The organism is Paraburkholderia silvatlantica (assembly GCF_003096715.1).
In the GTDB taxonomy this organism is placed as follows: Bacteria; Pseudomonadota; Gammaproteobacteria; order Burkholderiales; family Burkholderiaceae; genus Paraburkholderia; species Paraburkholderia silvatlantica.
In genome coordinates, this window is sequence record NZ_QEOL01000007.1 from 193,277 (window position 1) to 207,841 (window position 14,565).

The following is a 14,565-nucleotide window of genomic DNA, read 5'->3' on the forward strand; positions in this document are numbered from 1 at the left end:
GCAGGCCCGGCGAGGGCGCGCGGCCGCCGCTTCGATCCGCCCCGCAACGACTGCCGGCGGGTCAATTCAGCATCGCTGCAATGACGCACTTTGGGAACCTGAAATTATAGCATGCGCGGATGAATTGATCTTGCGCATATCAGGGAGCACCCTGGATCGGGCTGGCCGGCGTCGCAACCGCGCAACGCGGGCAACGCGGGCAACGAATGCGGCGAGCACCGCGGCGCGGCGCTCACGGCGCATTCTCCCATGCCCACGGGGCCGGATTAAGCCCCTACTCTGCAAAGGTTTCTCGGCAAAGGCAGAATAAACCTTGCCGCGTCAAGTAACCGCCCCTATAATCCCTGCCTGGTCAACCATTGCAGTCGCAGCAGAATCATGACGGATCCGACTCCCACGCCCCCGCCCGAAGTCCGCGACTACGACCTCGGCGAGAGCGTCGGCTACCTGATCTCGCGGGTGAAATCGACCATGTCGAACATGGTCACCCAGCGCGCCGTTGCCGAACTCGGCGTCACGAGCCAGCAGGCCAGCATCCTCTTCATGGTGGCGAGCGGCAAATGCACGCTCGCGGCCGAACTCGCGCGCGACTACGGCATCGACGCGAGCGCCGTCACGCGGCTCGTCGACCGGCTGGAGAAGCGCGGGCTCCTGCAGCGCGTGCGCAGTTCCGAAGACCGCCGCGCGGTACGTCTCGCGCTCACGCCCGAGGGGCTTGCCATCGCAGCGCGCATGCCGGCGATTTTCCGCAGCGTCACGGAGCATCTCTCCGCCGGATTCACGCCTGAGGAAGTCGGCTTCCTGAAGAGCATGTTGCGGCGGATTCTTTCGAATAGCTGCGACGCTAGCCAGAGTTCGAATCCGAATCCGCCCGCAAATTGATGACGGGGCAAGCAAATTTGAAATCGCAGAACAAGAAAATAGCTGCATCGTCCAGTATCACTACACACTCTCATGCATCGAGACGAGCAATGAAATCCCAATCCGAGTTTGCGCCAGTTCCGGCCGTGCGGGCGCTGTCCTGCCGGGCGGCGGTCGCCGCCGCGGTCGCGGCGCTCGCCCTTTCGGGTTGCGCGAACTACATCGGCATCAAGAGCGACAAGACCATCGATCAGCCGCAGCAGTTCGAAAGCTCGCAGAGCATTCCGGCGCAAGGCGGCCAGTGGCCCACGCTCGACTGGGCGAACCAGTTCGGCGACCCGCAGCTGCCGAGGCTGATCGACGAGGCGCTCGAAGGCAGCCCCACCATCGCCCAGGCGCAGGCGCGCCTCGCCAAGGCGTCGTCGTATATCGAAACCTCGCGCTCGGCGCTCTTCCCGAAGGCCGACCTGAGCTATTCGTGGACCCGCGAGCTGTACTCGGCCAACGCCCTCTTCCCGCCTCCGTACGGCGGCACCTGGTATAGCGAGAACAACGTGCTCGCCAGCGCCTCGTGGGATCTGGACCTCTGGGGCAAGAACCGTCAGCGCCTCGCGCAAGCCGTTTCCGCGCAGCGTGCCGCGCAAGCCGACATGCAGCAGGCGCGCATCACGCTCGCCTCCTCGGTTGCGCGCACGTACAACCAGCTCGCCCAGCTCTACGAACTGCGCGACATCGCCGTGCACGAGATCGACAACCGCAAGACGATCGGCACGATCACGAACGGGCGCGTCGCGGCGGGCCTCGACACCAACGTCGAGAAGCAGACCGCGAACGGCAACATCGCGACGAGCCAGGCGAACCTCTCGCAGATCGACGGCCAGATCGAAACCGTGCGCTACCAGCTCGGCGCGCTGCTCGGCAAGGGCCCCGACCGTGGCCTGCAGATCGCAAAACCGGTGCTCAATCCGGTCGCCAACGTCGCTCTGCCCGACAATCTGCCCGCCGACCTGCTCGCGCGCCGCCCCGACATCGTCGCCGCGCGCTGGCAGGTGGAAGCCGCGATGCACGACGTGAAGGAAGCCAAGGCCGAGTTCTATCCCGACGTGAACCTTGCGGCGGGCTTCGGCTTCGACGCGTTCGGATGGGGCAAATTCCTGAACTTCACGAGCCGCCAGGCGAACATCGGCCCGGCCGTGCATTTGCCGCTCTTCGACGCGGGCGCGTTGCGCGCGCAACTGAAAGGCCGCTACGCCGACTTCGAGCTCGATGTGGCGAACTACAACCAGACGCTCATCGGCGCGTTCCAGGACGTGGCGACCGACGTGTCGACGATCCGCTCGGCCGACCGGCAGCTGGTGGACGCCGAGCGCGCGCTCGACGCTTCGACCAAGGCCTGGCAGCTCGCGGTGATCCGCTACAAGGCGGGGCTCTCCGAGCAGCTTCAGGTGCTCACGGCCGACCAGAACCGCCTCGCCGCCGAGCAGACGGTGTCGAACCTGAAGGCGCAGCGCCGCGACCAGCAGATGGCGCTCATCAAGTCGCTCGGCGGCGGCTTCGAAGCGCAAGGCGCCGGTATCACGCCGCCGGCCGAAGTCGGCAGCGAAGCGCGTGGCCAAAGCGACGTGAACGGCGCGCCGTGGCGCGGTACGCGCTCGCCGCAGAACGCGGCGGCGGCGGCGAACGCGGCCAACGCTGCGCCTGCGTCGAACTGAGTGTCGAACTGAGCGCCGAGCACCACGCGAACATCAAAACTGAACGAACAGCACGCAAGCATCCGGAGATCCTTCCATGAGCACCCCCCAGCAGCCGGCGGCCAATCCGCAGCCGAACGCGAACAGCGGCAAGCGCAAGCGCATGATGACGCTGCTTGTCCTCGTGATCGTGATTGCAGCCGTTGCCTACGGCCTCTACTACTTCCTTGTCGCGCGCTTCACCGAAAGCACAGACGACGCCTACGTGAACGGCAACGTCGTGCAGATCACGCCGCAGGTCACCGGCACGGTGATCGCACTGAAAGCGGACGACACGCAAACGGTGAACGTCGGCGACCCGCTCGTGCTGCTCGACCCGGCCGACGCGCGCGTCACGCTCGAGCAGACTGAAGCGCAGCTCGCGCAGACGGTGCGCCAGGTGCGCGGCCTCTTCGCCGACGACAGCCAGTACGAAGCGCAAGTCGCCCAGCGTCAGTCCGACCTCTCGCGTGCGCAAGACGACCTGCGCCGCCGCATGCAGGTCGCGCAGACGGGTGCCGTCTCGCAGGAAGAGATCTCGCACGCACGCGACGCCGTGCGCAGCGCCGAAGCCGCGCTCGAAGCCGCCCAGCAGCAGCTCGCCGCGAACCGCGCGTTGACCGCGAACACGACCATCGCCAATCACCCGAACGTGGAGGCCGCCGCCGCCAAGGTGCGCGACGCCTATCTGGCGAACGCGCGCAACACGCTGCCCGCGCCGGTGACCGGCTACGTGGCCAAGCGCTCGGTGCAGGTCGGCCAGCGCGTCTCGCCGGGCAATCCGCTCATGTCGGTGGTGCCGCTGAACTCGCTGTGGGTCGACGCCAACTTCAAGGAAGTGCAGCTCAAGCACATGCGCATCGGCCAGCCGGTCGAAATGACGGCCGACGTGTACGGTTCGTCGGTCGTCTATCACGGCAAGGTGGTGGGCTTCTCGGCAGGCACGGGCTCGGCCTTCTCGCTGCTGCCCGCGCAGAACGCGACGGGTAACTGGATCAAGGTGGTGCAGCGCCTGCCGGTGCGTATCTCGCTCGATCCGGAAGACCTGCAGAAGCACCCGCTGCGTATCGGCCTCTCGATGCAGGTGGACGTGAACATCCGCAACGATTCGGGCACCCAGCTCGGCAATGCGCAGAACACCGTCTACGAGACCGATGTGTTCGCCAAGTACGGCGCAGAAGCCGACGCGGAGATCGCGCGCATCATCGCCGAAAACGCCGGCCCGAATGCGCACAAGGCGGTCAGTAGCGCAGCCGGAAACGCTGGCGGCAGCGCGGCCGGCAGTGCAGCCGCCAAGGCGCAGGTGACGTCCGCTCACGCAGCGAAGCCCGGCGCAAAAGGCTGAAGAGGCTGATCGAAGCCCTGATAAAAGCACTCGCAAACGCCGGCGCGGGCTGATCCTCAGCCCGCGCCGCTTTGTTTCGCGCGGCCTCCAACAGGTCAACAAGAAAGGACGCAATGGCAGCAGCACAACAACCCGTCGCGCATCCGCCGCTACAGGGCGCGCAACTCGTGATCGGCACCATCGCGGTGTCGCTCGCGGTGTTCATGAACGTGCTCGACACCTCGATCGCGAACGTGTCGATCCCATCGATCTCGGGCGACCTCGGCGTGTCGTCGGACCAGGGCACGTGGGTCATCACCTCGTTCGCGGTGGCCAACGCGATTTCGGTGCCGCTCACGGGCTGGCTCACCGACCGTATCGGCCAGGTGCGCCTTTTTATGGCGTCGATCATCCTGTTCGTGATCTCGTCGTGGATGTGCGGCCTCGCGCCCACGCTGCCCTTCCTGCTCGCCTCGCGCGTGCTGCAAGGCGCCGTGGCCGGCCCGATGATCCCGCTTTCGCAAACGCTGCTGCTCGCGAGCTACCCGCGCGCGAAGGCGCCCATGGCGCTCTCGATGTGGTCGATGACCACACTGATCGCGCCGGTGGCCGGCCCGATTCTCGGCGGCTGGATCTCCGACAACATTTCGTGGCCGTGGATCTTCTACGTGAACATCCCCGTCGGCATCGTCGCGGCGCTCGCCACGTGGGCCATCTTCCGCAACCGCGATTCGGTCGTGAAGAAGGCGCCGATCGACGGCGTGGGCCTCGCGCTGCTCATCGTCTGGGTGGGCTCGCTGCAGGTGATGCTCGACAAAGGCAAGGACCTCGACTGGTTCTCGTCGACCACGATCGTCGTGCTCGCGCTCACCGCCGTGATCGCATTCGCGTTCTTCGTGGTGTGGGAACTGACCGCCGATCACCCCGTGGTGGACCTGTCGCTGTTCGCGCGGCGCAATTTCACGGGCGGCACGATCGCGCTTTCGGTGGGCTACGGACTGTACTTCGGCAACCTCGTGCTGCTGCCGCTCTGGCTGCAGACCTCGATCGGCTACACGGCCACCGACGCGGGCCTCGTGATGGCGCCCGTGGGCTTCTTCGCCGTCCTGCTCTCGCCGATCACGGGCAAGATCCTGCCGCGCACCGACCCGCGCTATATCGCGACCACGGCGTTCATCGTGTTCGCGCTGTGCTTCTGGATGCGTTCGCGCTATACCACGGGGGTGGACACCTGGGCGCTCACGCTGCCGACGCTCATTCAGGGCATTGGCATGGCGGGCCTCTTCATTCCGCTCGTGTCGATCACGCTTTCGGGTCTGCCGGGCCACCGCATTCCCGCTGCTTCGGGCCTGTCGAACTTCGTGCGGATCATGTGCGGCGGCATCGGCACCTCGATCTTCGAGACAGCATGGGATCACCGCACGACGTTTCACCACGCGCGCCTGACCGAAGTGGCGACGCCGACCAACCCGGTCTTCAACCAGTCGATGCAGCAGTTCCAGGGCGTGGGTCTCGATCCTTCGCAGGCGCATGGGCTGTTCGACCGGATGCTCTCGCAGCAGGCCGCGCAGCTCGGCGTGAACGACCTGTTCTGGATTTCCTCGGTGATCTTCATCGTGCTGATCGCGCTGATCTGGATCACGCGCCCCGAGCGCGCCGGTGGAGCGGACGCGGGTGCGGCAGCCTCGGCGGCGCATTGAGGTCGATGCGCCAGCCCTTGCGGCTGTCCATAGCAGAACGGCACGTCCGGTTGTTCACCGGCGTGCCGTTTTTGTTTGTGCGCCCGCAGCGCGAATTGCGTCCGCTCAGGCTGCGCCGCTCACGACCAGCCGCTCAGGCGCCAGTACGCCATTGGCGGCCTTCGCGACGCCGAGCAGGCGCCCGTCTTGCGCGTATACGCGCACGCGTTCAGCCGCTTCGCAAACCGCGCGATCGAGCAGCAGCTCGTTGAGCGGCAAGCGCTGGCCATGCGCGAAGCGGCGCGCCGCTTCAGCGTCGAGCGTCACGGCGGGGAACGTGGAGAGCAGCGCATCGACGGGGCGCAGCCAGGCGTCGCGCTCGGGCTCGTCGGCGGCGGTGAGCGCGTCGAGCGTCACCGCATGCTCGAGCGTGAGCGCACCCACCCCCGTGCGCCGCAGCATCACGAGATGCGCGCCGCAACCCAGCGCCTCGCCGATATCTTCAGCAAGCGTGCGGACGTACGTGCCCTTGCTGCACGTCACGCGAAACGTCACCTCAGGAAGCTCGGGAAGCGCGCAGGCGATCATCTCCAGCGCAAGGATCTTCACCTCGCGCCCTTCGCGCTCGACCGTCTGGCCCGCACGCGCATATTCATAAAGCGGCTTGCCGTCGCGCTTGAGCGCCGAATACATCGGCGGGACCTGCACAATGTCGCCGAGAAAGCGCGTCATCGCCTCGCGCACAGTGGCTTCGTCGCAGGCGACCTCGCGCGTTTCGATCGCCTCGCCTTCGGCGTCGCCGGTGGCCGTGCGAATGCCGAGGCGCATGGTCGCCTCATAGGTCTTGTCGGCTTCGAGCAGATCCTGCGAAAACTTGGTCGCCTCGCCAAAGCACAGCGGCAGCAGACCCGACGCGAGCGGATCGAGCGTGCCAGTGTGGCCGGCCTTCTTCACCCGGTACAGGCGCTTCGCACGAATCAGCGCGTCGTTGCTGGAAAGGCCAACGGGCTTGTCGAGCAGCAGCACGCCGTCGAGCAGACGGCGCGGGACCCTGGGTCGCCCCGCGCCCTGATTCTGTTTCGATGATGCAGTCATTGCCCGCGTCAGTCGTCCTTCGCGCGCGTCGCGTTCGCCTCGTCGATCAGGCGCGACATCTCGACACCCTTCTCGACCGACTGGTCATAGTGGAAATGCAGCGTCGGCACCGTGTGAATGTGCAGGCGCTTGAAGAGCTGGTTGTGCAGATGGCCTGCGGCGTGATTGAGCGCTTCCTGCGTGGTCTTCGGGTCGCCCGTGAGGGTCGTGAAGTAGACCTTGGCGTGCGCGTAGTCGGGAGTCAGTTCGACGCTCTGGATCGTCACGAGCCCGATTCGCGGGTCCTTCACTTCGCGCATCAACTCAGACAGGTCGCGCTGGATCTGATCCGCGATCTGCACGTTGCGATTCGGGGAAGTACGTTTTTTCGGCATGATGGTTCCACCTCTTGATCTGCGAGGCATTCAGGCGGCGTTGCGTCCATGAAGGCGCATACGCACCGCGCAAAAAACAAAACGGGCGGGGCTGGCCAGCGCCTGCCCCCGCCCGTTATCGGCAACCCGCGGCAAAGCCGCGTCAAACTCGCGGCCAGGCGGGCGGCCCGGAGGCCAGCCCGCGGGCGCCGCTGCATTACAGCGTGCGCGCGACTTCGGTGATCTCGAACACTTCGAACTGGTCGCCTTCGACGATGTCGTTGAAGTTCTTGATCGACATACCGCACTCGAAGCCTTGCTTGACTTCCTTGACGTCGTCCTTGAAGCGCTTGAGCGAGTCGAGTTCGCCGGTGTGGATGACCACGTTGTTGCGCAGCACGCGCACCGACGACGAACGCTTGACGATACCGTCCGTGACCATACAGCCCGCCACCGTGCCGACCTTCGGCACCTTGAAGACCTGGCGCACTTCGACCATGCCGGTAATGACTTCGCGCTTCTCCGGCGCCAGCATGCCCGACATCGCCGCCTTCACCTCATCCACTGCGTCATAGATGATGTTGTAGTAGCGGATATCCACGCCGTTCGTTTCGGCAAGCTTGCGCGCCAGTGCGTCGGCGCGTGTGTTGAAGCCGATGATGACCGCCTTCGAAGCCGTTGCCAGATTGACGTCGCTTTCGCTGATGCCACCCACCGCGGCGTGCACGATCTGCACACGCACTTCGCTCGTCGAGAGCTTGAGGAGCGCGTGAACCAGCGCTTCCTGCGAGCCCTGCACGTCGGCCTTGACGATGAGCGGGAGGTTCTGCACTTCGCCTTCGCCCATTTGCTCGAGCATGTTTTCGAGCTTCGCGGCCTGCTGCTTCGCGAGCTTGACGTCGCGGAACTTGCCTTGACGGAACATCGCGATTTCGCGCGCCTTGCGCTCGTCCGGCAGGACGATGACTTCTTCGCCCGCGCCCGGCACTTCCGAAAGACCCTGGATCTCGACCGGAATCGACGGGCCCGCTTCCTTCGTGGGCTTGCCCGTCTCGTCGAGCATCGCGCGAACGCGGCCATAGGCGCTGCCCGCCAGCACGACGTCGCCGCGATTGAGCGTACCCGACTGGACGAGGATCGTTGCAACCGGACCCTTACCCTTGTCGAGCTTCGCTTCGATCACGAGACCCTTCGCCGGTGCTTCCACAGGCGCCTTCAGTTCCAGCACTTCGGCTTGCAGCAGCACGTTTTCGAGCAGGTCGTCGATGCCCGCGCCCGTCTTCGCCGACACCGGCACGAACGGCGAGTCGCCGCCGTACTCTTCCGGCACGACGCCTTCGGCCACGAGCTCCTGCTTGACGCGCTCGGGGTTCGCATCGGGCTTGTCGATCTTGTTGATCGCCACGACGAGCGGCACACCCGCGGCCTTGGCGTGCGAGATCGCCTCCTTCGTTTGCGGCATCACGCCGTCGTCGGCTGCGACCACCAGAATGACGATGTCGGTCGCCTTCGCACCGCGGGCACGCATGGCCGTAAAGGCCTCGTGACCCGGCGTATCGAGGAACGTGATGACGCCACGCGGCGTTTCGACGTGGTAAGCGCCGATGTGCTGCGTAATGCCGCCCGCTTCGCCCGCCGCAACCTTGGCGCGGCGGATGTAGTCGAGCAGCGAGGTCTTGCCGTGGTCGACGTGACCCATGACCGTGACGACCGGCGGACGCGGCAGTTGCTCGGCGTCCGTGGACGTCGCCTGCCCTTCGACCAGCAGCGCTTCCGGATCGTCGAGCTTGGCGGCAACCGCACGGTGGCCGAGTTCCTCGACGATGATCATCGCCGTTTCCTGGTCGAGCATCTGGTTGATGGTGACCATCTGGCCCATCTTCATCATCGCCTTGATGACTTCCGACGCCTTCACGGACATCTTGTGCGCGAGGTCGGCCACCGTGATGGTTTCCGGCACGTGCACTTCACGCACGATCGGCTCGGTCGGCGCCTGGAACGTCGAAGCGTCCTGGTGACGGCCACGGCCCTTCGGGCCGCCGCGCCAGCCGCGGTCCACGCCGCCCGACGAGTCGCCGCGCGTCTTGATGCCACGGCGCTTGGCCGCGTCGTCCTGCCAGCCGCCCTTGCCCGCACCCGGCTTCTTGTTGCGGTCGCCCGCGCCGGCACCCGGCGCGCTCGTCGAAGGCGCGGCCGTCGTGGCCGGCTTCTTCGCCGCGGCGCCTGCACCGGCGGCCGGACGCGCCGGCGCACCTTCCGGACGGGCCGGCTTGTGCAGCGTGCCCTTCGCTTCAGCGGGCTTCGCCGGCTCGACGGGCTTGGGCGGCTCGGGCGCCTTCACCTGCGCCTTGCGCGGCGTGTTCATCATTTCGCGGATCGCGCGCGCTTCGGCTTCGGCAGCCGCGCGGCGGCGGGCGATCTCGTCCTGTTCCTTCTGCGCCTTTTCGACGGCTTCGCGTGCGGCGGCTTCGGCCTTCTGGGCCGCTTCGCGCTGCGCGGCGCGCTCGGCGGCGGCGCGCTGTTCTTCCTGCTGGTCCTGCTGCTGCTTCACTTCTTTCGCTTCCGCTTCGGCGTTGCGCTGCGCGGCCACGGCCTGAGCGGCCAGCTCGCGAGCGGCGGCTTCGGCCGCTGCCTTCTTCTTTGCCGCTTCTTCTTCGGCACGGCGGCGCTCGGCCTCGGCGGCCTCTTCGCGCGCACGGCGCTCCGACTCTTCGCGCGCGAGCAGTTCCTGGCGCTCCTTGAGCTCCTGAGCCTGACGCTCGAGCAGTTCTGCCTCGCGGCGCGCTTCTTCCTCGCGGCGCTGCAGCTCCGCCTCTTCGGCGGCAGCGGCTGCCTCGGCTGCATGATTCGATGCCTCCGCCTCACCGGCGGACTCGTCGCGGCGGACGAACGTGCGCTTCTTGCGCACCTCGACCTGAATGGTGCGAGCCTTACCCGTCGAATCGGACTGCTTGATCTCCGACGTATGCCGTTTCGTCAGCGTGATCTTGCGCTTGTCTGCATCAGTCGAGCCGTGAGACTTGCGCAAGTGATCGAGCAGACGTGCCTTGTCGGTCTCCGACAAAGCATCGCTCTCGCTCGCTTTCGTGACACCCGCCGCCTGCAGCTGCTCGAGCAGCACGCCGGCAGGCATTTTCAGTTCCGCGGCAAATTGGGCTACGTTGTTACTCGCCATTCATTCCTCTTAATGCAAGGACCGATTCCTTGCGGTTGACATCGGGTCATGCGGCCTTCGGTGCCTCGCGTCCTGCAAGGCTCCGCCGCGTTCAGTTCAGTGGGTCATGGTCGCTTCCTGCTCGTCGCGCCCTGTTGCAGTTTCCCGTTGCCGGGTCACTGGAACCAGTGCTCACGCGCCTTCATGATCAACGCCTTGGCGGCGTCCTCTTCCATTCCCGTCATTTCGACCAGCTCGTCCACGGCCAGCTCGGCGAGCTCGTCGCGGGTGTGAACTTCATGCTGCGCCAGTTTCGCGAGCAGGTCCGGGTCGATTCCGTCCAGACTCTTCAGGTCCAGCGCGGCGCTTTCCACCTTCTCTTCGTTCGCGATGGCCTGCGTGAGCAGCGCGTCGCGAGCGCGGTTGCGCAGCTCGTGCACGGTGTCCTCGTCGAACGCCTCGATTTCCAGCATTTCGTTGAGCGGCACGTAGGCGATCTCTTCGAGGCTCGTGAAGCCTTCGTCGATCAGGATGTCGGCGACTTCTTCATCCACGTCGAGACGCGCCATGAACAGGTCGCGCAGCACCGTGCGCTCCTGATTCTGCTTTTGCGCGGATTCATCCGGCGTCATGATATTGATTTGCCAGCCGGTCAGTTCGCTGGCGAGACGCACGTTCTGGCCACTACGGCCGATCGCGACCGCGAGTTCGCTCTCGTCGACCACGACGTCCATCGAGTGTTTTTCCTCGTCGACGACGATCGACTGCACGGCAGCCGGCGCGAGCGCGCCGATCACGAACTGGGCAGGATCTTCCGACCATAGCACGATGTCGACGTTTTCGCCACCGAGCTCGTTGCGCACGGCCTGCACGCGCGAGCCGCGGATGCCGACGCAGGTGCCGATCGGGTCGATGCGCTTGTCGTAGGCCACCACGCCGATCTTGGCGCGCACGCCTGGATCGCGCGCCGCCGCCTTGATCTCGAGTAGGCCTTGTTCGATTTCGGGCACTTCCATTTCGAACAGCTTCATCAGGAACTCGGGCGCCGTGCGCGAGAGTTCGATCTGCGGGCCGCGCGCGGTGCGGTCGACCTTGCCGATCCAGGCGCGCACGCGGTCGCCCACGCGCAGGTTTTCCTTCGGAATCAGCTGGTCGCGGCGCAGCAGCGCTTCCACACGGCCGGATTCGACGATGAAGTTGCCCTTGTCCATGCGCTTGACCGTACCGGTCATGATGCTTTCGCCGCGCTCGAGGAAGTCGTTCAGGATCTGCTCGCGCTCGGCGTCGCGCACCTTCTGCAGGATGACCTGCTTGGCGGCCTGCGCGCCGATACGGCCGAACTCGACCGAAGGCACCGGCTGCTCGACGAAGCCGTCGATCTGCGCTTCCGGGTCTTGCTCGCGGGCTTCGAACAGCAGGATTTCCTGGTCCGGCTCCTGCAAGCCTGCCTCGTCCGGGACGACGCGCCAGCGGCGGAACGTTTCGTGCTCGCCGCTTTCGCGGTCGATATGCACGCGGATATCCGCATCCTCGTCGAAGAGTTTCTTGGAGGCCGACGCAAGCGCCGCTTCAAGGGCGGCGAACACCACGTCCTTGTCGACATTCTTCTCGCGTGCCAGCGCATCCACCAGCATCAACACTTCGCGACTCATTGTTTGCGGCTCCTAAAGTCAACTTTGGGGATAAGGCGTGCCTTGTCGATGTCCGCGAGCGTGAAATCGAGCATCGCGGGACCCGCCTTCCCTTCGAATTCCAGACCGATGGACTCGCCTTCGGGAGCATGCACGATGCCCCGGTACGATTTCCGTCCGTCCAATGGCTTTTTCAACGTGATTACCGCTTCGCAGCCTGCGAAGCGTTCGAAGTCCGCCAGTTTCTTCAGCGGACGGTCGAGACCGGGCGACGAAACTTCGAGCCGCTCGTAGTCGATGTTCTCGACCGTCAGAACGTGCTGCAGCTGACGCGTGACCTTCTCGCAGTCCTCGATCGCGATCCCCGCGGGCTGATCGATGAAGATGGTCAGCATGCCGCGCCCGGTGCGCTCGAGGTCGACCAGCTCGTAACCGAGCCCGGTGACCGTGGTTTCAATCAGTTCCGTCAGTTGCACAATGCCCACTCCAGATGTTCTGCGCAGCGGGCCAGCAACTTCCTTCGCCTTGATTCTTGCTTCGCCAGGAATTCGCGGGCCGCGCGCCAGGTGAGCGCGCGCTTCTCACCTACCTGCCCCACGATGACGAACGACCCGGAATGTCTGGACGACTCCCAAATTGACAATGCCGAACGCGAACGTCGGCATCTGTTGATATCCAATTTGGGGCGAACCAAAAAAAAATGGGCGAAACGCCCATCTTCTCACTTAGCCAGGTGGTCGCACCTGGGGCGCGTATTACAGCGCAGAAAAAAGCCGCACGCCCAGCGACTTTGTGATTCTAGCCTTTTTTGCACATTAACGCAAATCACCGGTCAAGCCCGAGCCGCCTTTTGCCGTTATTTACAGGCTCGCAAGCGGGCTTTTCCGGTGTTTTGCGCGCTAACCGCGCGCATCGCCGCCGTTGCATGGCCGCGCTGCGCGCCGCATGCTGCAGCCGGGCGGCGCGCACCTCGCGGGATCAATGCCCGCGCGTGCGGTTGCGCGGCGTGCCACGCTGGCCGCCACGGCTGTTCCCGCCCGCGCGGTTGCCATTGGGATTGGCATTGCCGCCGTTGCCGGGACCGCTGCGGCGATTGCCGTTGGCATTGCCGCCCGCACGCTTGCCCTGTGCGCCCGGCGCGCGGTTGCCGTCGACATCGCGGCCGCCTGCACGGTTGCCGCCACGGCCGCCGAACCCGCCCGCGCCGAAGTTGCCGTGTCCGGCGCCCGCTCCGCCGAAGCCGCCCGCAGCGCCGCGCCGTCCCTGGCCCTGGCGAGGCTGAGCCATCGCGCCGTGCGAGCTGAGCACCGGCTCGCGGTTGATGAAGCCCATCGACGTCTGCATCGGATCGGGCTGGCGGCGCTCCTGTTCCTTGCCGCCGCGGCCGCCCTTCTCCTCGCTCGGCGCCTTCAGGCCGACCGCTGCCATCAGTGCGCGCACCTGGTTGTCCTCGAGCTCTTCCCAGCGGCCGCGCTTGAGGCCCTTGGGCAGCGCGATCGGGCCGTGGCGCGTGCGGATCAGGCGGCTCACCATCAGGCCCGCCGCCTCGAACATGCGGCGCACTTCGCGGTTACGGCCTTCGGCCAGCGCGACGTGATACCAGTGATTCGTGCCTTCGCCGCCGCCGTCGCGGATGCGCAGGAAACTCGCGGGGCCGTCCTCGAGCTCGACGCCCTTGAGCAGCTTCTGGCGATTGCCTTCGGTCAGCTCGCCCACCACGCGCACGGCATATTCGCGCTCCACGCTGTAGCGCGGATGCATGAAACGGTTGGCCAGATCCCCCGAGGTGGTCAGCATCAGCAGACCTTCGGTGTTGAAGTCCAGACGGCCGACGGCCAGCCACTTCGCCGTCTTCATCGGCGGCAGACGGTCGAACACGGAGGGACGGCCTTCCGGATCGGCGTGGCTCACGATTTCGCCGGTCGGCTTGTGATAGATCAGCACGCGCGGCGGCTTGTTCTGCAGCTTGCGCTTGATGGGCTTGCCATTGATGCGGACCTGGTCGGTCGGCAGAATGCGCTGGCCGATGTGCGCGGGCTCGCCGTTCACCGAGACGCGCCCGGCGATGATCAGCTCTTCCATGTCGCGGCGCGAGCCCATGCCGGCATCCGCCAGGACCTTGTGCAGCTTGGGCGCGTCGTCGTCCGGGCTCAGCACGCGCTTGGGCTGCTGGGCACGGCCGCGGCGCAGCATCGGTGCGCGCACGCCCGGACCGGTGCCGTTGTCGGCGTCGAACGCCGGCGACGTCACGTAGAGGAACAGGTCATCCTGCGTGGACTCGCCCGCGGCGGCTGCCGGCTGGCCTTCGCCCCGGCCCTGGCCCTTCTGGCGCTTGCCCGTGCCCTGCTGACGTTCGCCCTGACGCTCGCCCTGAGCGGCGGCGCCCGCGTTCTGGCGGCGGCCCGGCTTCTTTGCGCCTGCGTCCTTGCGCGGTGCGCGCCCGGCGGGAGCGCGCTCAGGCGTCGCTTCCGATGCGGCAGCGGGCGCTGCGGACACGTCGGCGCCCTCCGCGCCTTCAGCCGCCTTGGCCTTCGCGCCGGCGCGGCGGCGCGCGATCAGGCTGCGCGGCCCGCGGCGCAGGCCGCGGCGCGGACGCTCTTCGCCCTCGCCGCCCTGTGCTTCGCCTTCGACCTGCGAAGCACGCGTGTCGTCGTCGCGCGCGGAGGACGCGCGGCGCGCGGATTCGGACGCGTCGGTCGAATCGGTGTCGTGGATATCAGTCAAAACAACCTCAAAAT

At 66.2% G+C, this 14,565-nt stretch carries 10 protein-coding genes; 4 read left to right on the forward strand and 6 right to left on the reverse strand.

Translation table 11 applies throughout. The features are described from left to right. Positions 1-378 precede the first annotated feature (378 nt). The 4 genes from C7411_RS12390 (at position 379) to C7411_RS12405 (ending at position 5,615) form a co-directional block, all read left to right on the forward strand. The gene (locus C7411_RS12390) at positions 379-882 is read left to right on the forward strand and encodes a MarR family winged helix-turn-helix transcriptional regulator (protein ID WP_110384584.1); all 504 of its coding nucleotides are present in this window, start codon (positions 379-381) and stop codon (positions 880-882) included. An 89-nt stretch (positions 883-971) separates the two neighbouring features. Further along, positions 972-2,573, forward strand: coding sequence for an efflux transporter outer membrane subunit (locus tag C7411_RS12395; protein ID WP_110384585.1), 1,602 nt, complete (start codon positions 972-974; stop codon positions 2,571-2,573). Positions 2,574-2,649: 76 nt separating this feature from the next. After that, positions 2,650-3,936: an EmrA/EmrK family multidrug efflux transporter periplasmic adaptor subunit gene (locus tag C7411_RS12400; protein ID WP_110384586.1), complete on the forward strand. Its 1,287-nt coding sequence runs from the start codon at positions 2,650-2,652 to the stop codon at positions 3,934-3,936. 113 nt (positions 3,937-4,049) lie between these two features. Further along, positions 4,050-5,615 (forward strand): DHA2 family efflux MFS transporter permease subunit, encoded by a 1,566-nt coding sequence (locus C7411_RS12405; RefSeq protein WP_110384587.1) that lies wholly within the window; start codon positions 4,050-4,052, stop codon positions 5,613-5,615. Between the two features lie 105 nt (positions 5,616-5,720). On the opposite strand, the gene truB is transcribed toward C7411_RS12405, so the two are convergent. The 6 genes from truB to rluB all read right to left on the reverse strand — a co-directional run bounded on the left by truB (position 5,721) and on the right by rluB (position 14,551). Then, the gene (gene truB / locus C7411_RS12410) at positions 5,721-6,689 is read right to left on the reverse strand and encodes a tRNA pseudouridine(55) synthase TruB (RefSeq protein WP_110384588.1); all 969 of its coding nucleotides are present in this window, start codon (positions 6,687-6,689) and stop codon (positions 5,721-5,723) included. 8 nt (positions 6,690-6,697) lie between these two features. Continuing rightward, entirely contained in the window at positions 6,698-7,063 is a 366-nt protein-coding gene (gene rbfA, locus C7411_RS12415) for a 30S ribosome-binding factor RbfA (RefSeq protein WP_042272510.1), read from the reverse strand. A 196-nt stretch (positions 7,064-7,259) separates the two neighbouring features. Beyond that, the gene (gene infB / locus C7411_RS12420; RefSeq protein WP_110384589.1) at positions 7,260-10,217 is read right to left on the reverse strand and encodes a translation initiation factor IF-2; all 2,958 of its coding nucleotides are present in this window, start codon (positions 10,215-10,217) and stop codon (positions 7,260-7,262) included. 155 nt (positions 10,218-10,372) lie between these two features. Further along, on the reverse strand, positions 10,373-11,848 hold the full coding sequence (gene nusA, locus C7411_RS12425; protein ID WP_069267875.1) for a transcription termination factor NusA: 1,476 nt from the start codon (positions 11,846-11,848) through the stop codon (positions 10,373-10,375). After that, a complete protein-coding gene (rimP, locus tag C7411_RS12430) occupies positions 11,845-12,303 on the reverse strand; it encodes a ribosome maturation factor RimP (protein ID WP_110384653.1) in 459 nt (152 codons plus the stop codon). Before rimP ends, nusA begins: the two co-directional genes overlap by 4 nt. Before the next feature lie 502 nt (positions 12,304-12,805). Next, on the reverse strand, positions 12,806-14,551 hold the full coding sequence (gene rluB / locus C7411_RS12435; RefSeq protein ID WP_110384590.1) for a 23S rRNA pseudouridine(2605) synthase RluB: 1,746 nt from the start codon (positions 14,549-14,551) through the stop codon (positions 12,806-12,808). Positions 14,552-14,565: the final 14 nt, after the last annotated feature.

Excerpts from the sequence above, each read along its gene's own strand:
- C7411_RS12390 (WP_110384584.1), top strand. The coding sequence starts at position 379 with ATGACGGATCCGACTCCCACGCCCCCGCCCGAAGTCCGCGACTACGAC.
- C7411_RS12395 (WP_110384585.1), top strand. The coding sequence starts at position 972 with ATGAAATCCCAATCCGAGTTTGCGCCAGTTCCGGCCGTGCGGGCGCTG.
- C7411_RS12400 (WP_110384586.1), top strand. The coding sequence starts at position 2,650 with ATGAGCACCCCCCAGCAGCCGGCGGCCAATCCGCAGCCGAACGCGAAC.
- C7411_RS12405 (WP_110384587.1), top strand. The coding sequence starts at position 4,050 with ATGGCAGCAGCACAACAACCCGTCGCGCATCCGCCGCTACAGGGCGCG.
- truB (WP_110384588.1), bottom strand. The coding sequence starts at position 6,689 with ATGACTGCATCATCGAAACAGAATCAGGGCGCGGGGCGACCCAGGGTC.
- rbfA (WP_042272510.1), bottom strand. The coding sequence starts at position 7,063 with ATGCCGAAAAAACGTACTTCCCCGAATCGCAACGTGCAGATCGCGGAT.
- infB (WP_110384589.1), bottom strand. The coding sequence starts at position 10,217 with ATGGCGAGTAACAACGTAGCCCAATTTGCCGCGGAACTGAAAATGCCT.
- nusA (WP_069267875.1), bottom strand. The coding sequence starts at position 11,848 with ATGAGTCGCGAAGTGTTGATGCTGGTGGATGCGCTGGCACGCGAGAAG.